The organism is Methylomonas sp. AM2-LC, from assembly GCF_039904985.1.
Taxonomy (GTDB): Bacteria; Pseudomonadota; Gammaproteobacteria; order Methylococcales; family Methylomonadaceae; genus Methylomonas.
On sequence record NZ_CP157005.1, the window covers coordinates 4,396,462 to 4,418,961 of the forward strand.

Annotated in this window: 17 protein-coding genes; 6 read left to right on the plus strand and 11 right to left on the minus strand. The window is 36.6% G+C overall.

Annotated elements, in window-relative coordinates; genetic code table 11:
• Nucleotides 1-270: 270 nt before the first annotated feature.
• On the plus strand, nt 271-1,689 hold the full coding sequence (locus ABH008_RS19545; RefSeq protein WP_347987287.1) for an undecaprenyl-phosphate glucose phosphotransferase: 1,419 nt from the start codon (nt 271-273) through the stop codon (nt 1,687-1,689).
• Between the two features lie 411 nt (nt 1,690-2,100).
• On the opposite strand, the gene ABH008_RS19550 is transcribed toward ABH008_RS19545, so the two are convergent.
• Nucleotides 2,101-3,051 (minus strand): GDP-L-fucose synthase, encoded by a 951-nt coding sequence (locus ABH008_RS19550; RefSeq protein WP_347990000.1) that lies wholly within the window; start codon nt 3,049-3,051, stop codon nt 2,101-2,103.
• 1,146 nt (nt 3,052-4,197) lie between these two features.
• On the opposite strand from ABH008_RS19550, the gene ABH008_RS19555 reads away from it, so the two are divergent.
• Entirely contained in the window at nt 4,198-5,274 is a 1,077-nt protein-coding gene (locus ABH008_RS19555; protein ID WP_347987288.1) for an acyltransferase, read from the plus strand.
• 204 nt (nt 5,275-5,478) lie between these two features.
• Here ABH008_RS19555 and ABH008_RS19560 read toward each other — a convergent pair whose 3' ends face one another.
• Nucleotides 5,479-6,135, minus strand: coding sequence for an SGNH/GDSL hydrolase family protein (locus ABH008_RS19560; RefSeq protein ID WP_347987289.1), 657 nt, complete (start codon nt 6,133-6,135; stop codon nt 5,479-5,481).
• 455 nt (nt 6,136-6,590) lie between these two features.
• Here ABH008_RS19560 and ABH008_RS19565 point away from each other — a divergent pair, with 455 nt between their 5' ends.
• A complete protein-coding gene (locus ABH008_RS19565; RefSeq protein ID WP_347990001.1) occupies nt 6,591-7,559 on the plus strand; it encodes an acyltransferase family protein in 969 nt (322 codons plus the stop codon).
• Between the two features lie 405 nt (nt 7,560-7,964).
• Here ABH008_RS19565 and ABH008_RS19570 read toward each other — a convergent pair whose 3' ends face one another.
• Both ABH008_RS19570 and ABH008_RS19575 read right to left on the minus strand, forming a co-directional pair.
• Nucleotides 7,965-9,059 carry a DUF1972 domain-containing protein gene (locus ABH008_RS19570; protein ID WP_347987290.1) on the minus strand — a complete coding sequence of 365 codons (1,095 nt, stop codon included), beginning with the start codon at nt 9,057-9,059 and terminating at the stop codon, nt 7,965-7,967.
• A gap of 357 nt (nt 9,060-9,416) precedes the next feature.
• Nucleotides 9,417-10,574, minus strand: a complete 1,158-nt coding sequence (locus ABH008_RS19575; RefSeq protein ID WP_347987291.1) for a glycosyltransferase family 4 protein — start codon at nt 10,572-10,574, stop codon at nt 9,417-9,419.
• A gap of 231 nt (nt 10,575-10,805) precedes the next feature.
• Between ABH008_RS19575 and rfbB the strand changes: the two genes are divergently transcribed.
• The 3 genes from rfbB to rfbC all read left to right on the plus strand — a co-directional run bounded on the left by rfbB (nt 10,806) and on the right by rfbC (nt 13,421).
• The gene (rfbB, locus tag ABH008_RS19580; protein WP_347987292.1) at nt 10,806-11,876 is read left to right on the plus strand and encodes a dTDP-glucose 4,6-dehydratase; all 1,071 of its coding nucleotides are present in this window, start codon (nt 10,806-10,808) and stop codon (nt 11,874-11,876) included.
• Between the two features lie 76 nt (nt 11,877-11,952).
• Nucleotides 11,953-12,837: a glucose-1-phosphate thymidylyltransferase RfbA gene (gene rfbA, locus ABH008_RS19585; protein WP_347987293.1), complete on the plus strand. Its 885-nt coding sequence runs from the start codon at nt 11,953-11,955 to the stop codon at nt 12,835-12,837.
• Nucleotides 12,838-12,869: 32 nt separating this feature from the next.
• Nucleotides 12,870-13,421 (plus strand): dTDP-4-dehydrorhamnose 3,5-epimerase, encoded by a 552-nt coding sequence (gene rfbC, locus ABH008_RS19590; protein WP_347987294.1) that lies wholly within the window; start codon nt 12,870-12,872, stop codon nt 13,419-13,421.
• 221 nt (nt 13,422-13,642) lie between these two features.
• On the opposite strand, the gene ABH008_RS19595 is transcribed toward rfbC, so the two are convergent.
• The 7 genes from ABH008_RS19595 to epsI all read right to left on the minus strand — a co-directional run bounded on the left by ABH008_RS19595 (nt 13,643) and on the right by epsI (nt 22,474).
• Nucleotides 13,643-14,716, minus strand: coding sequence for a glycoside hydrolase family 99-like domain-containing protein (locus ABH008_RS19595; RefSeq protein ID WP_347987295.1), 1,074 nt, complete (start codon nt 14,714-14,716; stop codon nt 13,643-13,645).
• 798 nt (nt 14,717-15,514) lie between these two features.
• Entirely contained in the window at nt 15,515-16,945 is a 1,431-nt protein-coding gene (locus ABH008_RS19600; protein ID WP_347987296.1) for an MOP flippase family protein, read from the minus strand.
• Between the two features lie 3 nt (nt 16,946-16,948).
• Nucleotides 16,949-17,851, minus strand: coding sequence for a hypothetical protein (locus ABH008_RS19605; RefSeq protein ID WP_347987297.1), 903 nt, complete (start codon nt 17,849-17,851; stop codon nt 16,949-16,951).
• Between the two features lie 295 nt (nt 17,852-18,146).
• Entirely contained in the window at nt 18,147-19,370 is a 1,224-nt protein-coding gene (locus tag ABH008_RS19610; RefSeq protein WP_347987298.1) for a hypothetical protein, read from the minus strand.
• 84 nt (nt 19,371-19,454) lie between these two features.
• Nucleotides 19,455-20,780: an O-antigen ligase family protein gene (locus ABH008_RS19615; protein WP_347987299.1), complete on the minus strand. Its 1,326-nt coding sequence runs from the start codon at nt 20,778-20,780 to the stop codon at nt 19,455-19,457.
• Entirely contained in the window at nt 20,777-21,730 is a 954-nt protein-coding gene (locus tag ABH008_RS19620) for a glycosyltransferase family 2 protein (RefSeq protein ID WP_347987300.1), read from the minus strand. The genes ABH008_RS19615 and ABH008_RS19620 overlap by 4 nt, the downstream gene beginning before the upstream one ends.
• 63 nt (nt 21,731-21,793) lie before the next feature.
• Nucleotides 21,794-22,474, minus strand: a complete 681-nt coding sequence (gene epsI / locus ABH008_RS19625; RefSeq protein WP_347987301.1) for an exosortase-associated protein EpsI, B-type — start codon at nt 22,472-22,474, stop codon at nt 21,794-21,796.
• Nucleotides 22,475-22,500: the final 26 nt, after the last annotated feature.

The following is a 22,500-nucleotide window of genomic DNA, read 5'->3' on the forward strand; positions in this document are numbered from 1 at the left end:
TCATGAACGATGTAAACAACTAGATGTCAGCGTAACAGAATAACTAAGTACTGATAACTGATACGCTGGCAGCTGTTACAAGCTACATACTTGATTTTGTCATAAACGTGTGAACATTATCAGTGGCTATAATTTATCAGGATAGCCTGTATTTTGACTGTACATTCTATAAAATAAATAGTTTAATAATAACGCTATTAAATTAAACCATGACGCATAATAAGCTGTATAAAGTTATGCCTTTCAACCCGATTGATCAGCAAAATTTAAATGCATCGGAACAAAGCTAAAGGATTTATTCGCCCACTCCAGATAGAACTGCAAGGTATTAAGCGGGTGCTTGACCTTGCTATGATATTTCTAACGCTGGCGGTTTCATTAAAAATTTACGCCCTACCCTTAAACGCCGAGTACCTGGAGTTATTTATATTCTCGGGTTCTCTATACGGTATTATTGCTGAACAAAACGAAATTTATCGAGTTTGGCGCGGCGACTCCTTGTTTAATATTGCCGTACGCATTTGCGGTGCCTGGATAGTTGCCTTTTCTCTGGTTACTGGCTGCTTTTATACCTTTGATGCCGAAGTCAACTTCTCAAAAACCGTACTGGAACTCTGGCTTCCGCTAGCCCCCACCAGTATCATTATTTTACATTCAGTACGCCGTCTAATACTGGCCTATCTGCGAAAAATGAACCTGAATGTGCGATATTGCGCAATACTCGGAGCCAACGAACTGGGGGAGCGGGTAAAAAACACTCTGGCAGAAATGCCTTGGTTAGGCTATAAATTTGTCGGGTTTTATGATGACCGAATAGACCAGAATCAGGAACGTCTTCCTGCAAACGCCACACAACCCATCGGCAACTTTAAAGATTTGCTGGCATGTGCGCAACGCGGCGAAATTGATCACATATATCTTACTCTGCCATTACGCGCAGAAAGCCGCATCAACGATCTGATACAAGAACTGGCGGATAGCACGGTATCGGTGAACATTGTGCCCGATTTTTTTATTTTTAACCTGATGCATTCCAAAGTGACCAACCTTAGAGGCATACCTATTGTTAGTGTATTTGATACACCGCTTAATTCCCCGTTGGATGGTTTAATTAAACGCATAGAAGATTTAGCCTTATGTTCGGTCATTCTACCGCTGATTGCTCTGCCCATGCTCATCATTGGCACCATTATCAAACTTAGCTCGCCCGGCCCGGTCATTTTTAAACAACTACGTTACGGCGTAAATGGCGAGGCGATTAAAATTTGGAAGTTTCGTTCCATGACGGTAATGGAAAACGGCAATACGGTTACTCAAGCCACGGCCAATGATAAACGCGTTACGCCGTTTGGCAATTTTTTACGCCGTACTTCGCTTGACGAACTGCCTCAATTTATCAACGTATTACAAGGTACCATGTCGGTAGTGGGGCCTCGCCCGCATGCCATTGCCCATAACGAATATTATCGTAAACATATTCAAGGCTATATGCTGCGCCACAAAATGAAGCCGGGGATTACCGGCTTGGCGCAAGTAAACGGCTGCCGAGGCGAAACTGAGACTATGGATAAAATGGAAGCGCGTATTCATTATGATCTGGATTACATACGGCAATGGTCGGTATTTCTGGATTTAAAAATTGTAGCGCAAACTATTTTTAAAGGTTTTGTTGGGGAGAATGTTTATTAGTAGAAATGTTTACCTGATTACTCACAAGCTTCAGCTAAACAATCATACCAAACGGAAATTGGGTATGCGTATGCTTCGAAGCTGGGTTTCGCTATCGCGCTTTTCAAGTCATTTTCACTCAACCCAGCCCTGACCCCTGGTAGATCCATACCGGAATGGGGGTTTCGATGACTAATATTTGCAGTTGCCTGAAGATTATAGGTAATCAGGAATGCAATTATATTTGTAACAAAACATTTTTTACTGCTTGCATAAAAATATTTGCCTACTAATATCCAAAAACTAAAATCGACCTACCTGTGAAAGCGTTGCAACAAGACAATCGTTCGACATTGATTTGAATTTTATTGTATTTTCAGCAACAACTAACTAGTACAGCGAAATTGCCCGATTTAGCTTATATTGATGACATCAATGCTTAAAATCATCCTGATGTTCAATAAACCATTGATAAGTCTGCTTCAATCCTTCTTCTAACGAAATCTTTGGCTGCCACCCCAAAGCGTGCAACTTAGAACTATCCATCAACTTTCTGGGTGATCCGTCTGGCTTACTGGTATCCCAACTAATTTCACCTTGGAAGCCAACAGTTTTTTTAATCATTTCCGCTAATTCCAAGATAGTTACATCAACACCAGAACCCACATTAAGATGCGATAACATGGGCTCGGTAACGGATTGATATTTTTCTTTATCTAACTCCATTACGTGCAAACAGGCATTTGCCATATCATCGACATGTAAAAATTCGCGCATGGCTTTACCTGTTCCCCAAACGGTAACTGCTTTTGCATTGGCAAGTTTTGCTTCATGAAATTTACGTATTAAGGCGGGTAACACATGGCTGTTTTCTAAATGAAAATTGTCATTTTGCCCGTATAAGTTGGTGGGCATTACTGAGCGATAATCAAGCCCATATTGCCGATTGTACGACTCACAGAGTTTTATACCGGCAATTTTGGCTATTGCGTAAGGTTCATTGGTTGATTCTAAACTGCCGCTTAACAATGCCGATTCCCGCATGGGTTGTTCTGCAAATTTTGGGTAGATGCAAGAACTACCTAAAAACAGAAGTTTTTTACAGCCCACTTTCCAGCCCTGATCAATAATGTTAATTTGCATGGCTAGATTTTGATAAATAAACTCGGCAGGGAAAGTGTTATTAGAATGTATACCCCCTACTCTTGCGGCAGCAAGAATAATTAGTTCTGGTTTTTCCTGTTCCATAAAAGTACGCACAGCCGCTTGGTCGGTTAAATCAAGTTCTGAACGGGTACGGACTACAATATTGTTGTAACCCGCTTCCTGTAATTGCCTATATATAGCACTGCCAACCATGCCACGATGACCAGCTAAAAATATTTTTTTTGTTTGTTGCTCATTCCATTATTCCCTGCTGATAGAAATTGTATAACCTTGGATTTTAGTCGCGCATATTTTTGCGCATGTTCAAAATCGAAAGCAAGCATTGATATAATGGCTTGATAAAATCTCGTTGGCTTTTCCTGTCTAAAATCGTAACGATTCCAGTAAGCAAAAGCGCCCATTCCTGATCATTGCTCCTAAATTATACACTTCAGTGAGTTTGGTTTCACTTAAGATACGGGTTAAGTTAGATGTATCGATATCGCTTTAATACAGTTATAATTTTGAATCTTAAAGTTGATATGATTCTTGATAGTTATCATAAATCCATTCTGGATTAAATTAACAAAGTAGTAATACTTAGAATATCTTTCAACTATCAAATCTCAATTATTTCCACCCACTGTCATTAAAAAGCAAACATAAAGCATCGCTTCGGACACATTGTTTTTCCGAAAAGTAGATAAATAACTGCGCCTGCGGCAAAAATAATCGCACCTTCTTAGCTAAGAATGCAGCCTGAAATTTTCTGCTATACCCAGGTATGCTGATAGGATTTTAACTCTGAATATAAAGATTACTTATGCATCAGCCATCACAAGGCTTCCTACTCATAGTAAAACCGCTTGCAGAATATTTCTAAGTTAGCAAAAGTTACCGATTACTCTGAATCGATCAAATTATTTTCACTTCAGATTGTTGGTAAAAATGTGTAAACTGTTAACCAGTGTGTTGGGATCTTTGCCTGATTTAGCAGTAACCTGCAAGAACTGACCAACATGCTGGACAATCTATGATTACGTGGAATAACTTTCAAGGCATTGAACGCTTGTTAGGTTAGAGCCTAGGTCCAACACTATTTTGTTTGTCTAGTGGGGCTATATGTCAAGATAGCCTTACTTGCACCAGTAAAACAAGTGTTATTGTGCGGCGTGTGCCGCAGGTTTAAAACAGATCAGTACTGCTAGCCAACAACTAACAATATACACGGAATGTGGTTTACGCATTCAGCATTGTACAAAGCAACAATTTATTTCGCATTGAAAAATGAAAGCACCTCATATGTGCATAAAATGCCAGATATATAACGAATTTGCTTGGCTGAATTTTGATACAAATTAATTATTTTACATATTAATCAAAATGGACATAAAAAAGCACCAGTACGACGGCATTCAAGCATTACGCTTCATCGCTGCATTATTAGTTGTAATCACTCACTCTACATTCTACGCAGCAGAGCGTCTTGGAACACATAATCAGATTTGGAATAATGGGGCAAGCGGTGTAGATATTTTTTTTGTAATAAGTGGTTTTGTAATGGTCATATCATCACGAAATCTTATAGGCATCCCGCAAGGATGGGCGAAATTTGCAATTCAGCGTCTCACTAGAATAACGCCTTTGTACTGGTTGGCAACCTCTATAAAAGTGATTGTAATGTTGTTTTCGGCTGAAATGGTTGTTCATTCAACTTTGAATATAGGAAATATAGTCAACTCCTATTTTTTTATTCCATACAAAAAAAGCGCTGATTTAATAGAGCCTTTGTTGGGGGTGGGATGGACCCTTACTTTTGAGATGTTTTTCTATCTTGTCTTTACTTTTGCATTATTGATAAGAATAAATATTTATATTTTTGTTGGGATTTTAATGGGGCTAATTTCAGTTTTATCTCTATTTCGTCCTGAGAATTTTCCTGTTTGGATGTTTTTATTTAATTCAATAGTGCTTGAATTTTGGCTTGGGATGATTATTGGGTATTTTGCACTCAACAATAAACTTATATCACCTGCTTTGGCTATGATATTTTCGATTGTATGTCTTTTGTGGATTGTTTTTAAACCTAGTTTTCATTTACCAAGACTCATAGTAAGTGGCATACCATCTGCGATTCTGGTTTTTTCAATGGTATCAATCGAGCCTTATATACAGAACAGAATACCTAGAATAATCTTGTTTTTTGGGGCAGCATCCTATTCTCTTTACTTGTTTCATCCGTTGATTGCTCCAGTGGTGCCGGTGTTATTGAATAAAATACATGCACCAATTTTGAATTTATCTATAGGCGTGTCAATTTTAGTTGCGCTTGCTGCTTCTGCGATTGTTTACCGGTATATTGAGCTATCCATAATACATGCTGTAAAACGATTGCCGTTAATTGCACGATACACACACAAACCAATCATTGAAGTAGAACCGTCAGTCACAAATTTATAGAGAAAAGCCAACCAGACTAATGTTTTGTATTAATGTAACAATTTAGCGTGAATTGCAAAGCACCTGGCATTCAATAGCATCAAGTTAAGTCGTTCGTGGTGAGCTTGTCGAAATATGCCCTGCTTAACCCTTAACCTTTCCAACTACAGGGCGAACGGTAAACCTCAGCATGTCTGTATTTAGAGTTAAGCGAACAGTTACCTATTAATTTAATGCCTCATATATCCTATCGGCAATAGCTTTCATTCCTTTGTCGCCTGGGTGTATTCCAACTCCAGGGTCTTTAATATCTCGCTCGTTTTTGGCAATGTTTTCTGGATGTTTACCTAAATCAGAGATGTCGACAAATATTCCACCGACTTCTTTACAATTTTCTCTAATAATTCCATCTTTTTCTGGAGAAGACCACCAAGTACTAACGCATGCCAATATGCCTCTTGTGGGTTGTAAAGAAGCTAGCAAGTTTAAATAAGATTTGGAAAAATCACTAATACTAGCTGTTTTTGAGTCAAAATTATCCCCTAGCTCAACAATTACAAAATCTGCGTTTCGTGCAAACACTTGCAGTTGACTATCGAGCTTGAAATTTAATGGATCTTTTTCTAATGTGTAAATATTTCTAATATAGGGTTCCCAAACAGTGGTATTGTATTTTTCTGATAACCTTTTTAAAAGCTGAGAACTAAAATCCTTATCTTTGCTGGAAGCGGCCATACCCCAGGAACCATGTTGTGTAATTGAGTTACCAACAAATACAATACAATTTTTTTTGTCTTGATTTTCACAAGCATTGGCTAGGAATGAGGTCGCGGCAAAAAATAATCCTAGAAGGATTTGAATGTTATTATTTAATATTTTCACTGTTCAGTATCCTTGTATAATTAAATTTTAGTATTACTTAAAAGCCTACTAGGCTGTTCACATTACAGAAAAATTGTACATTTAAATTGATGCTTTTTGGATTATTGATTTTCTGACATAATCTAACTGCTATTGGGAACAAAGTAGCGGTTAGATCACTCGCTATTTTGGTAACTAGCATTCATCTTCAACAGAAGTATAACTACTTTTTATGGGTTATATTCTTTTTTTGTTGTTAAGGCAACCTTTTGTTTTATTAGCGAATTACCTAAAACTAGTGACAACCCAAAGTAACTGGACTATCACTTAGGGAAAACAGACACGAAAGGCATATTTTTACAGGGTAAGCGCTTATCCTGGCAATTTTAAATGGTGATGAACTGTATATTCGGTCATCAAAAAACATTCAGCTTAACTTAATAATTGAAATAAATAAAATAGATCGAATTGACTGGATTGATCAAGCAAAAGGGTTAGGTATTGTTTTAGTTGTTACTGCCCATGTCTTTATTAATTCCCTCGACACAGTGCTTCAACAACTTGCCAGATTTATCTATCTGTTCCATATGCCACTTTTTTTTATACTATCCGGCATGTTATATAAACCAGAGATGACTATGGTTCTTATCAAGAAGAGAAGCACTTCTCTACTTATCCCATATATGGCTTTCCTCTTATTATTAAATATAAAACCCATAGTAGCTACAATTATCCATCCTTCTTTTCAAGCTTTACCCTTTTTTTGCGGGTTAATTTACGGCGGATTCGTACTAAAGGGTTGGTTTGGTGTATTTTGGTTTATCAGTTGTCTATTTATCACTCAAATTTCTTATAATACACTTTTAAAATATGGGGGGGGGGGGACTTATAATCCACTTTCTCGTCAAATGGTATTTATAATATTGATCTGTGCTACCCTAACATTACAAAAAACACCTGTGAGACTTCCTTTAGCTGCAGAAGTAGTACCGATTGCTCTTGTTTTTTTCTGGACAGGACACCTTGCAAGCACTCAAAATCTTCTCAAATCTAAGCTTATGCAAATACTATCGACATTAGGCACTAGTTCCTGTTTATTAATATTTTGCAGTGGATACGCTACACTTATTGCTTTCGATATGAAATCATCTTTGTTTGGTTTACCAATTGTTAGTCTGATTTTTGCAATTTCACTGGTGTTGATAGTTTTGAAAGTCGTTATCTTTATCTCAAAATACCGTTTAATTGGAAAAATGATGGCATCTTTAGGATCTGCTTCTTTGATAATAATGTATTTAAGCCAACCAATAAACATAACATTGAGAAGCAGAGATTGGCCAGATTTTTTTATATTAATATTGTCTGTTGCCCTTCCATATTTAATTTTCCATTTTATCAATCTTCATTGGATGCCTAGGTTTGTTTTGCTAGGGATTAAAAAATAATAAGCGGCAATCATTCAACAACAAATTCAAAATATAAGTTTTGATGCCCACTAGTTAGTGTCAGAATTACAGAGCCAGAATGTCAATCAATTTTAGGATTGTCGGCAACAGCTAAGAGCTGTTCAATACCTTTAATCTGCTGGAACCTTTTACAATCTTAGGTAAACGACATTTCAATATTCGATAATATAATAACGTAAGTTGAAATTTCATAACTACTCACTCGGTTTTTCAAAAACCGCCAAAGAGCTAACAAATTGGCTCTTAGTGCCGGTTTGCCTAGCATAAGACGTTCAACAGAGATGTTTGACTAAAGTAACAGAATGGAATTGCCACTGCTTCTGCCCAAGTAAACCAACACCAAAATTTAGGTAGCTAACCAGCTGAGTGAGTAGTTACATATAATCAAAGCCATTTAGTTAATAAAGCTTCATAGTCAGACAACACATGTTCCCAAGTAAACTCTGCTTTATAGCGAGCTAAGATATTCTCACTCATTGACAACAGTAACTGTGGATCATTTAAGATAGCATCAAGTTGTATGGCACAACTCTCTTCGTCATGAAAATAACGTGCCGCCTCCCCAGCAACCCAACGATTAAATTTATTGTCATTTGCTAAAACAGGATTACCAACCCCCATAGCTTCTATCAACGAAGGATTGGTACCACCAACCTGATGACCATGAATATAAACAGCACAAAAATAACGCAAAGATTTAACAACCTGCTTATCGTAAATCGCACCTACAAATTTTACCTCTGCGCTGGCTGATTCCAAAACAGCTTTCTGATAAGTATGGGTTTCATCGTACTTACCCAAAACCAACAGTGTTTTTCCGCGCGGTTTTCGAGAAAATGCTTTAACAATTTCAAGTACCGAATTTTCGGGTTCTGGGCGAGCGATTAGCGTTAAATATTCGCCAGGTTCAAGTCCATAAGTAGATAACACAGACTTATCAACTTTATCAGCAGCATCGGCTCCATATGGAATCATAGTAATTTTATCTGGGGAAACCCGTGTAAGCAGATGATCTACTATCCCAGGGTTATCTGCGATCAAATGATTACCCAACCAACATCCAAAACGCTCATTGATATAAAACCAGGCCTGAACGGGCTTAGGCCATTTGGCGCGCTGCCATTCCAGACCATCCATATTAATCAGATTACAGATACCCTTTAATCGGTAGATTAAACAAAAAACAGCAGTGTTATAACCTAAAGTAAGAATTAAATCCGATTCTCTTGCGGCGTGTAAAGTCGATTTCAAGTCAAAAATTATTGTAGCAATTGAACCTTTTAACTTGACCGGAATATGTACCCTACGCACACCACACCACTCATCTTCCCAGATTTTATAACCATCATCCGCTTGGTTATAAACCGTTACCGACCAACCCTGTTCTGCAAGATAAAGAGCTAAATGCTCCGCAAATGTTTCAAACCCACCATGAGCAGCAGGAATTCCTCTCGTTCCAAGAATACGTATTTTTTTCATCCAGCCCTCATTCTTAAATAGTGAGACAACTCAACCTTATAAATAGCATATTTAGACAAGCTAAGCTCAAATTGTCGCGCCTTACCTAAAAACCATTAATTAAAACTTTGATAAACCCTAAAGTGAACATCTTCAATTAAATTGTACTTTCGCATAATATATCAAGCAGCTGCCTTAAACTTTTAACCATATCACATTAAAATTATATTATAGATATAAAAAAATCAATTAACCTTCATTACTTAAATAAGTTATTATTTTTGCCTAAATTTTAATTGCTTGATTGGAGTATTGCGAATATATAACTAACCAACGTCTACGGGTCAACCACCCAACTAAACACAATTACCCAGATAACTAGAGCTCATCGTATATTTGGGTAATGTTTTTTACATACTTTGTAAGTGTAAAATCTGATGCGTATCGATTATATGCGGCACGCCCCATATTTTGCCGTATAGCAGCATCCCCAGCAAGCCTATTTATTGCACTTGCCAATTCGATAGGATCATTGGGGGTCACCAGCAACCCAGTTTCATCTGTAAGCACAATTTCTGCCAAACCTCCATGATTTGCAGCAATGACAGCTTTTGAAGAAGCCATTGCTTCTAAAGCAACCATACCAAAAGGTTCTGGTTCAGTAGATGGTATAACTCCAATATCACAAGCATCCCATATGGTCCAAATATCTTCAGTGAATGATTGTATGATAAAACATTGTTTTGCATGTGATTTATCGATTGCTGCTTCCAAATCCGTTAAAAAATTCTCTTGGCCGGGTACTACACTACCTACAAATAGAATTTTTAAATTACGTATACCTTTGTGCCATAAAATTTCAACTGCATTTACTAGCAGATGCTGCCCTTTCCATCGATTTATACGTCCAACTAATACTAAAAGCACTTCGTCATCTTTTACGCCATATGCATTGCGAGTGTGTCTAACAGACTCTGAATTTAGCACATGATCACGTATCAAGCCATTCCAAACGACCCTTATCTTGTCGTTAAGCGCAGGATTATCAAGTAATAAATTAGACTTAGTTGCGTTTGAAATACAGATTATCGTATCAGCAAAAAATGATAGCAAAAATGCATAGATTTTACGCACCATTGCAGGTCGGAGAATAATTTCATGTACATGCCAAATATGAGGTATACGATAAAATCGACTCCAAATTGCACCGGATAATACAGCTAATGTATTTGAATGTACGATATCAACCTGCCTGCCTTGTAACACGTGATTAATTGCAACTGTACTTTTAATCAAATGACCTGGTAAGCCCAGTACCCCTTTCAGTGATAAAGTGGCTCGTGAAAGCCGCGTAATTGGTATAACGTGACACTCAATACCTGCTTCAATAAATTTATCCAGTAAAGGCCCAGTAAAAGGCAGCAAGACAATAGGTTGAAACTTCTCTTGATCTAAACCTGTTACCAAAGCAAGCAAAACTTTATCAGAGCCGTATAAATCAGCAGATTGGTGTACAAATAAAATAATTTTTTTCACAACGCAATACTCTCATAACAAAACAAAACTTAAGGGAACCACAAAAATACATACTGAAAAAAATAAAAACACTTTACTATTAGCAGAAATATTGAACTAGATGAATCTACTATTGTAAACTACACATACCAATATCAGCGTACAAATTTTTTAGCATAACTGCTGATAAATAAATTGAATATACGTGTCATAATCAATTAGAATATATTTTTACCGGATTTGGATTCAATAATGAGTATTATAGTTACAGGCGGTGCGGGATTTATCGGTTCAAATTTTGTACTTGACTGGTTAGAAAGCCACGATGAACCCGTTATAAATCTAGATGTACTCACCTATGCAGGTAATCTTCAGAATTTGGCATCAATTGCGACAGATAAAAGGCATATTTTCGTGCAGGGTGATATCGGTGACACTAACCTGATTAACCGCTTGCTCAACAAACACCAACCCAGAGCAATACTCAATTTCGCAGCTGAAAGTCATGTAGACCGATCTATTCACGGCCCAGAAGACTTTATACAAACCAACATCCTTGGAACATTCCGCTTACTGGATGCCGTACGCGCCTACTGGACAACCTTAACAGACGAAAACAAAACACAGTTTCGTTTCCTGCATGTATCCACCGATGAAGTATACGGCTCATTAAACAAAAATGACCACGCGTTTACTGAAAATAACCGTTACGAACCCAACAGCCCATACTCTGCCAGTAAAGCAGCAAGTGATCATTTAGTGCGCGCCTATCATCACACCTATGGATTGCCGGTGTTAACCACTAATTGCTCCAATAACTACGGTCCTTTCCACTTCCCAGAAAAACTGATTCCATTAATCATAGTTAATGCGCTTGCCGGAAAAGCCTTACCTGTCTATGGCGATGGCATGCAAATCCGTGACTGGTTATACGTTAAAGACCATTGTAGCGCCATCCGCCGCGTCCTGGAAGCCGGCATCACAGGAGAAACTTATAATATAGGCGGTTGGAATGAAATGCCCAATATTATGATCGTAAACACCGTATGCACACTGCTGGACGAACTGCGCGGCAGACCAGATCAAAAAAGCTATAGCGAACAAATCACCTATGTCACCGACAGACCAGGTCATGACCGCCGTTACGCGATAGACGCCAGCAAAATTGAGCGCGAGCTCGGCTGGAAACCCGCAGAAACCTTTACAACAGGTATACGCAAAACGGTGCAATGGTATCTTGACAACCAAGATTGGGTAGAAACGGTATTATCGGGCAATTACCGTCAATGGGTAGAAAAAAACTATAATGGGCGTAGTGTGTAAAATTGAACAATAATTACATTTTCAGCAGAATACCGGCATAACCCATTACTTACCCATCTTTAGCAAATCAAAACATATGACCCAACGCAAAGGTATCATTTTAGCAGGCGGCTCTGGAACACGGCTGTATCCTGTCACCAAAGCCATCTCCAAACAGTTACTACCCATTTACGACAAGCCCATGATTTATTACCCACTCAGCACACTCATGCTGAGCGGCATACGCGATATACTGATCATTTCTACGCCACAAGATACCCCCTTATTTCAACATCTATTGGGAGATGGCAGCGACTGGGGCATAAACCTCAATTACGCAATCCAACCAAGCCCAGACGGTTTGGCACAAGCATTTATTATTGGTCGTAATTTTATTGGCAACCACCCCAGCGCCCTAGTGTTAGGTGATAACATCTTTTATGGACACGACCTACACTTACAACTTAAAAACGCCGACTCTAAAGATCAAGGGGCAACAGTATTTGCATATCATGTTCACGACCCGGAAAGATACGGCGTTGTCAGTTTCGACACCCAAGGTAAGGCCATTTCTCTTGAAGAAAAGCCTGCGCAACCCAAAAGCAACTACGCCGTTACGGGCTTATATTTTTATGACCAACAAGTTGTCGACATTGCCGCCAACCTAAAACCTTCGCCACGTGGTGAACTGGAAATAACAGATGTTAATAAAGTGTATCTTGCCCAACGACAACTCGGCGTAGAAATTATGGGCCGCGGCTATGCGTGGCTTGACACAGGCACGCATCAAAGCCTTATCGAAGCCGCTAACTTTATAGAAACTATTGAAAGCAGACAAGGGTTAAAAGTCGCTTGTCCCGAAGAAATAGCTTGGCGTAACCAATGGATAAGTGACGAAAAAATTGAAACACTCGCCAAACCACTCGCTAAAAACGGCTACGGCCAATACCTATTAAGACTGTTACAACAGCGCGTGTTTTAAAACGCGTATTTATTAAACTATACCATTACATTATGCAGGCAACTCATCTAACCATCCCGGAGGTGATTTTGTTTACTCCTAAGCTAATTGGAGATGATCGTGGTTTTTTTTACGAAAGTTTTAGTCAGAATAACTTTGTAGAATTAACCGGGCTAACACACAATTTTGTCCAGGACAATCACTCTAAATCACAAAAAGGTGTGCTACGCGGATTGCACTATCAATTACAGCCAAAAGCCCAAGGAAAATTAGTGCGAGTAATACAAGGTAATGCGTTTAATGTCGCTGTTAATTTACGTAAAAACACCCCAACTTTTGGACAATGGGTCGGTGCTATTTTATCGGCTGAAAATAAACAGCAAATGTGGATACCTGAAGGTTTTGCACATGGATTTCTAACCCTTTCTGAAACAGCCGAAATTTCATTCAAAACCACCAATTACTATGCACCCGATTATGAAAGGAGTATTCTCTGGAACGATAAAGAAATTGGAATTAACTGGCCTATAGAGAAAGCACTCATATTATCCGATAGAGATAAGCAAGGTAAAAATTTATCGGATGCAGAATGTTTTTATGGATAAACGTAAGCTTTAATTCGAAAGTTATAATCAGAGTCCATGCAAGGGAAAGTTCAGTCGAACCGTAAATAGATTAAGAACAATTTCATACCATCCAGTTAATTACTAAAGTACACAACAATTAATGAAGGAAAGAATAAGGTAACGCAAACTGATTAGTTTAACCTTATTCATTCCTTATTACTTGTTAAAGGCTGGTATTTATGAAAAACAAAATGCGGGCATTATGGGCCAAACACAGCCTTAACTTGCTCCAGATAACTAAATCCAAATTTTTTAGTTGGCTCGAGATAAGAACCTTCACCAAATTCATTCCAGCAACAAATAATACCCATTTTTTTGGTTTTCACTGGATATGCATCCATTAATTTCTTCGCCTCCAGCAAATGAGCCTCAAATTCCTGCGGCGTTGGTATAGAGTCATCTAATTTAGCAGGCTTGCTGCCTCCCCAAGGACGCCTGTCCCAGCCTATTGACATTGGTACAATATAATTATCTAAAGCAGAATGTTTGATCATCCAATCCCAATTTTGATGATAAGCAGCAGCCAACGCATCCCAACCACCCGTATTAACAGTGACAGACTCAGCAGAACCGCTATATCCTAAACGGTAGTTATAGACAGAGGCTGAAGAAAAACCGGCCTTTTTTGCAACATTATTAAACCAGTATTCAAGTGCATGGTCTTCACCCACAAAATAGATTTTGGGTAACCCAGCATTCTGTGTTATTTCATCGGCCATATCTATTAGATTTTTTGGGGTAACACCTAAGTCTTTGGCTGTATCAAAAAAACGCCCCACTGAGAAGACAAATATAGCAGGCCTACCATCGATCTTTAAAAAATCCGGATCTTTAAAATACTCTTTAACCCAGTATTCGACCATTTTTTTATACTCTGGAACGCCCCCAGGGAATTTAAAATGATTCGCCCACAATATTGAATATTTCATCTCTCCAGGCACTTTTGAAGCTTTAAAGGCATCCACTGCCTGAGAAAGAAAAGGCTGGTTACCGCCCCAATACCAATCAAAAGCAACATAGCCAATACCATATTCACGCATCCATTCGACTTGTTGATGCAACATAGCTGGATCGTTATCAGAATACCAACCAAGCAATGGCTCTTTATCCGGATATTTTTTAACCGGTGACCAGGGAATGGGATAAATTAGTCCTTTTTCGTGATTAGTCCAACCCGGAAAATAATAAGTGCCTATTAAATAATCACTAGCACTACTAAAGATAGGCGCCATTAAAAACAAAAGACAAAAGCAATATTTTATTTTAGAAGTCATAATTTATTTACCGTGTTTTAATAAAAAATATGCTAAATTAAAGCTGTTTTATCACAAAAAATCTGTTAAGTACCGAATACATAAAGAATTAAAAAAAGTATTTGTGAATAAATTGTAGAGATGGCTAAGCACATTATAAAAAGTACTCTGGATTAGATCGCTAAGTTCCGTTCGTGCATAGCTCAATCGAACCATTAATGGACTGTGCGATCCGACATAGGATTGCATATTGACCTAGCTTATTGCTAAGCACTTAATCCCATATAAACTCAGTAAATATAATTTATCAAAATTATGTAAAATTACACGGAATGCAAGGGCAACTAAGCAAAACTGATAAAAACCATAATTTCGCAAAAATAAAAAACTATATAAAGAAACTCAATCTTATTGATTAAGCTTAGGTTTTATTAACCTTATCCGATTATATCAGAAATATCTAAAAACCCAAGTTTTGGCTCAAATTAAGTAAAATCGTCGCAAATTGTAGATAGCGGCATAAAAACTCAATTGTAGCTTTGCGCAATCCAGCCCAGTACAACGCAAGCATTTGCCACCCATTTGTTCTATATTTGGTAGATATAAGCTCGACCCATGCTCGTGTTTTAGCAATGCGCCAGTTTCACTCCTTCTGACATTTAGTTGGTTTGTTTTTGGTGGCTTTACGCTGGATATTGACTCGCAATCCAGATTCTCTCAGCCAGCCTTCCCGTTCGCCATATATATAACCTTTGTCCGCATAGAGTACGCAGCACCATGGGGTAACAACCCCGATAAAACTCTAAATAAACCAAACAATCAAAAACCAACACCTCCTAAAAGCACCTTTAACTGCTGTCTGGCCAATAAATAACTGATAATAAAATAGGCTAACATTCCAACTAGTATTTCAATGATTAACACTACATATACAGGGTAATCACCAAAAGGAAAATGTCGATGACAAAGTGTAATTGCCATCATCATAAGCACCGAAACTATCAAGGGGCGCAATATATACATTAACAGTGATAAAATGGAATCATTTAACAACCGCATGGTAATAATCAAACAGGGTATACTGTTAATAAGGTTAGCAAAGAAATAGGCCTCCGCAACTTCAACTACACCCCATTGCACGCCAATAAAAAAAGCACTAACTTGCAAAATGGCACCCAATATACCCAACTGCATCAAAATATCTGTTCTACCACGCGCCATAAAAACCGTACCCGTTGTACTAACAATGGACTGTATAAAACCAACAGGACATAACCAAACAAGGATATCGGCCACAACCCCCCAGTTGGGACCGAAGGCAACAAGCACGAACTGCTCTCTGGTAATAAATAGCCCAGCCATTAAAGGCGCTGTAATGTAACAAATGTATGAAATGGTGGCACCATAGAGTCTTGCCACTTCTTGAGGTGAATTTTGTTTCTGACTAAAAATGGGGAAAAGTGCCCGCGTAGAAACAAAAGTTAACGATTGCACTGGAAATAACATCAATTTATAAGCCATAGAGTATGCACCTAAAACCGATGTACCTAAAAACCTACCGACAATAAAGCCATCGGCATTCCTTGAAAAATAGTTAATAAAATTAAATAGCGACAAGTTTCCACTAAATCTGAATAATGCAGAAAACTCAGACTTATCCCAACTAAATGCAGGTTTCCATTTTGAATAAAACCAAATAAGTGAAGAAGATAAAAATGCAAGTGACAACGCTTGATATACTAAACTATATTCACCCTGACCTAAATAGGCTGCTGTAATTGCAACCACTAAACTGGTAACAGAGGAAAATGACTCAATTATTGCTAAAGTACGGAATGAGGAATTACGCTCCATCAACGCCTGATGTACGCCAGCCGAGCTGGTTACGGGAAAGATGATCGCCAAAATATATAACATTACCACTAACTCAGGCTCTTTAAAAAAAGCACTGATTAAAGGAGAAAACAAGACTAGTACAATGGCGATAAAAACACCTATCATTACATTTAAGGTAAAGACGGTATTTTTAACTGACTCAGTCAGTTCTTTTCTTTGAATGATAGCCGCAGCTGTCCCCATATCTTTGAACAATACTGCAAAATTAGTCACCACAGTAGCCATAGTCATCAAACCATATTGATGTGGGTTTAACAGCCTAGTAAGAACTGCCAAACTAATTAACTGTACTGCTATTCTTATAATCTGTGAAAGAGCAATCCATTTTGCATTATTTGAAACTGAAGGCTTCATAGGTTAATTAATATTTTCAGCTTCATCAACCATTGCCGGTAGTCCATAAACATTTATCATAGCTTGGATTTGACCATCATTTCTACTACCATATACATTATTCATCACCAAACCATATTGCTGAGTATTTCTCCAATTGTAATGAACACGCACAGGACCTATTTTTCTAACCATTGCACCATTTAATCTTACCATCCAATACAACCAAACATCATCTGCATAAGGACATAACTTTTTAAATTGATCGACATCAAGCACATCAGGGTGAAATATACCAGATGGATATAATACTCCGCCAACGCCTGTTAAAAAAATTAGTGGAGATACTTTTTGAATGCCGGTATCAAATACCCAATCATTATATGGCAAAGGGTATCCATCACCATTACATCGTATTTGATGCGCTCTATGGCATATTACTGAACGACTATCTTCTTGATAAGCTTTTGTTAAATCTTCCAACCAAGTTGACCAGTAATACAAGTCATCATCAGCTGTAACAACAATGCTATCAGGATAATTAATTAAAGTAGGTATAATTTTGGTAAATGAACGTAAATCATCACAGAAATTAATTTCAAGGCCGACATCTTGCAACGCAAGAATCTCTGGAGTTAAAGCATGTTTATCATCATGCGAAATCCATAAAATCAAATGATCGGGTTTAATTGACTGTGACAATAGACATTTAAGAGTCAATGGTAATTTTGGAAATCTCGGAGGATACGATGTTAGGGAAACTATTAATTTTTTATCCAAATTATGAGGAACAGATTTTTTTCTGGTTGAGTATGTCAATTTAACATAAAATTCCAAAAAATCAGCAATAATTGGATTTGCATAATCCCTTCTTATACGATCGTAAATACGATTGAAAAGTTTTCTTATAAAATCAATCTTCAACATACTGTTGTCTCAAGTTTATATATAAATTTGTCAAATTTTATTAACATAAAGCTTTTTAAAAATTCACAATTAAATTTATTTAATACAATTATTAAAATATAAGTCAATATGACGTTCTTCATAAAAAGCATTAAGTCAGTGAATACATATTCATTAAAAAAACATAAAATATTTGCACTACATATTAGGTAAGTTAATATGATATTATAAGAGATTCAAAAAAATATTCGAATAAGTTATAATATTCGAAACAGGAATCAAACAACAACTTAAAATAGCATACCTTATTTAAGATTTACAACACATTTAATACATCATTTAGAATAATTTCCACCCGCTTACTCCAAGTATTATCGCCAGCCAATTTCTTACGCTTGGCAATTTTTTCAGGTGTTTTTTCTCTTACTGCCAATTTAATACAAGCCGAGAACTCTGCTTTATCATCAGAAACATATATCACATCAGAAAATCTTGTTGCCGGAGCAATTGAAGTACTTACTATGGGCTTACCTGTTGCAAGATATTCATAAATTTTAATAGAATCATTTCCAGCTGTCGTAATATCTGCCTTTTTATAATTAGCCATCACATCAAAATTACTGACATATTTACCTAGGTTTTTGTGTGCAATTTGACCATAATATATAACATTTTTCTTATTTTTAACTAATTCTAAAAATATTGGGCCAATCGTAGGTTCTATCTTACCAATAAAATGAAAATCTATTTCAGGGTTATCATTCACCAGATATTCAATAATGGATATATCGACTTCTCTATTTAGAATACCAAAATAACCCACCACAGGCGTTTTAGCGATATTTTCAGCTTGGGGATCTTGACTATTGTCTATACTATCTACACCATTTGCCAAATATTGTATATCGCACGAGAACTTCTGCGCATAGCGCTTAGCTAACATATCGGCCGTCGCGTAACCCTTTTTACATTTTGATAGTACGGTAGCATACATTTTCTCTACGGAGCGACCGTTTATTTCGGTATGTACCGTTTCCAGATCATCTACCAGATCAACAAACAGCAAATCGTGCTCAACGGTATCAATAATAGCTTCTAAATATTGGTTAGGCGGGTACGCCAACATTATTTTTGGGCCTTGAATTAATTTTAATTGCTGGTTTAGACAGAACAGCTGTAATTTACTTAATAAATTAACGCCAGGATAATCATTGTAGCTTCGATTTGATACGACTAATATTGTATATAAACCTAATTTATCATTTACTTTGACTACTTTCAGGCTTAATGCTTTTTTAATATGCAACAAATATAATGCTTTTAAATCTTTATCTTTACAATAAAGATAATTGTACAGCATGCGAAGCAAACCACGTAATGGTAACCATTCCACATGCACGACTTGATTTACTTTTTCGTTTACTGCCAAGTGCTTGGTAAATGCCTCATTCCTTCTATTGTAAAACCCCCAATCTGGTTGCCGCCAGAACACAATAAAATTTAAATATTTTTTTTCTTCCTGACTAAAAGACTTTAACATGGGTAACGACTTTTATAACATAAAATATTATTATGATTTATCATTTTCTTTGTTTATAAAATTAAAAATTAATTCATATAATGTCTATTTAGCATAAACAATATTTACACCATAACTGTACTTTTTATTTGGTATAGATTTATCTTCGGCAACTTTATCTTTAAAAAGAAAACCTATCGTCAAATAGATAAAATAGAAATAAATAATCAATTCATGCTCAAACACATAAGGCAATAAAGTACAAGGTAACATAAAACCCAACAGTAACACTATCTGCTCCTTTGTTTTATAACCGATTAAAAACAACATTATTACTGACAAAATATATAATAATGCTATAAAAACCCCCATATCCATTAATATTCCGAAAAAACAATTTTCAACGTGATTAAAAACCCCAGTAAAGATAATAGATTTTGGCCCTACTGTACCACGTGGATATCCGAAATATACATATTCATTAAAATGATTTATCGCGTAGAGAATGCTGTCCATGTGCCCATTCATGGATGGATCTTTACCACTTAAATTTAATTCTATCCAACGATATATAAATCCTCCACTATAGGTATCAGCCACTATTCCAACTACAACACTTAATACCGCTATTAGCAAAAAAGTTAACAAAATTTTTAACAATTTCTCAGACTTAATATCACCTGAAAATACTAAGATAGGTAGAACAAATAAAACTAATAGCAGACTACTTCTTGAAAAAGTCAGTATTAAGCCAATTATTGCAATTACCAAACTGGTCACTAGAATTCTATTAGATACACCATGTACATATAATTTTGTATGCTTAATTAAAAGCACACTAAATACAACAATATTTAATGAAAATATTAACCCTAAGGTATTTGGTCCTGATGCGGGCAACCCCATACGCATCCAAAGCCCACCCGAGATATACCAAGTTGATGAGAGTAGATCACCTGATTCACCAGCAAAAAAAGTATGCTGGTATTGCGGAAAGTTTTTTAAAACTAGAAAAATAACTATAGCACACAAAAATAATAGAAAATTCCACCAAGCCATAAATTTGACTAAATATTTTGCGAGGTTAATTTTATTTTGTGATTGCATAACTCCATATGCACCAATAAAAAACAAAAAAGGTTGCATATAACTTCTTTGATAATACAAACCTGCATATATTTTGTTTTCATACATTGCAACCAGAAGGTAACCTATATTGAACAAACATAATATGCTGATTAATATGCCCCATTTAATTGAGGAAAAAAAATTAAGCTTACTTATTCCATACAGTGTAGTAGCAATTAGTAATGGATCTCGTATGACAATAAGAATATTGGGTAATCCAACGAGTGTACAAAAATTTTTAATAAATGCAGATAAAGAACCCAAAACCAAGACTACTAAAATTAAGAACAAGGATTTATTCATTTATTATGCTCAAACACAAATACATTTTTGAGCAGTTTTGTACCCGCCTGGGCATATCCTGATGATTTATCATGCTGAACTTTGGACTTTTCTGTATTAAGTATTGCTTGCAAGAAATAGCCTGTAGCTCTCGCATAGAATACCCCACTAAGCATTAAAGATGTGAATACAGCCCCGATCTTTCCGTAATACTTGGTAGTGTATAAATGATAAGAATTAACTGTTCTTATTAGTGCAGGAGTACCAATCCATACCCGTCCAGCACCTTCGTAATGGGTTACAGTACATTTAGGTGTATAACTAACTCTTAAGCCTAATTGTCTAACCCGCACAGAAAGATCTACATCTTCACAATACATAAAAAAACGCGTATCAAAACCACCCACTGTTTTCCAAACACTTTGTCGTATTGCAAAACAGGCACCCGATATCCAATCAACACTACTATGTTCTATTAAATATTCAGCAGGATTAGTTTCTACGCGTCTAAATAACTTGGGTAATTTATGTTTTTTTTCGAAGCCTAGCCAGGATAGGACTATTCGTAAGGGAGTGTGCTCATATCCGATTGAAAACTGTTGCCTTTGATCTCCATAAACCAGCCTACAACCTATCATACCTATCGATTCGTCTGCTAGTTGATCTATTAGGTAATCCATTGGTGTATTTACCACAGTATCATTATTTATAAACAACAAAATTTTACCGCTTGCATACTCAGCTGCTACATTATTTCCTCCGGTAAAGCCGAGATTTTCTTCGCTAGGCACGAATAGTATGTCGTTACGCTTCTTCAACCATTCGTAACTACCATCGATTGATGCGTTGTCTATTATTATGATTTCAGTTTTATAACGTTCAAATGCCTTTTTTAAAGAAACGATACAATCTTCTAGAAAATTAATACCATTATAGTTTACTATTATTATACTGATATCTGGTACTGTCATTTTTGGGTTCTTTAAAAAATATGTTGGTACAAAATTATATGAAATTTGTTTTCAATTGTTTCTTTAATCATCCTTTCCGATTATAAAATCTCGCACGCCTACTTCAGAGTTTGCTAGTAATTGATTAATAAATTGTTCTTGAAGAGTATAATCACTTTTACCATCTACTCTTATTGTTGATACCCTGAATAACAAACCGTCTGCAATATAACCTTTTAATCCGTAAGATACCCTTGCTATGCCTTGCTCCAGATTGCCTCGGACTAATTTATTACCAATTCTAACCCAATAGATTATTGATTCGAATCTTTGACCTTTTTGGGCAAAAAGTTTCATGACTGGAATATTAGCGAACGATGTTGCAATGGTCGCTTTTTCAGCTTTTCTTATATTGAACCCTTGGGCGGCATAACATACTTCTGGCCGATGTATTTGTGATTTCCTATCTTGATTATCGCCATAGGCCAATGACAGCATTACAGTGTCACCATTGCTGTTGACATAAGTTCGCGCAAGCGTTTGTGTATATATTCTTTTTAGCTCTTCATCAACCTGGACATTACTAATAATTTGCACTTGTTCTTCGCTATATGTCCAATCCCCAAACTTTTTTGGTATTAAAACTTCCAAATCACTATTAGCAAATTGGCTGACAAATTTTTCCGTTGGTTTTAAATACACGGAAAAAGCAACCGATATAAACATAACCATACAAATTAGCACTGACTTTGTTTTAATCGGCATATTACTCCAGCAATAAATTTTAAAAA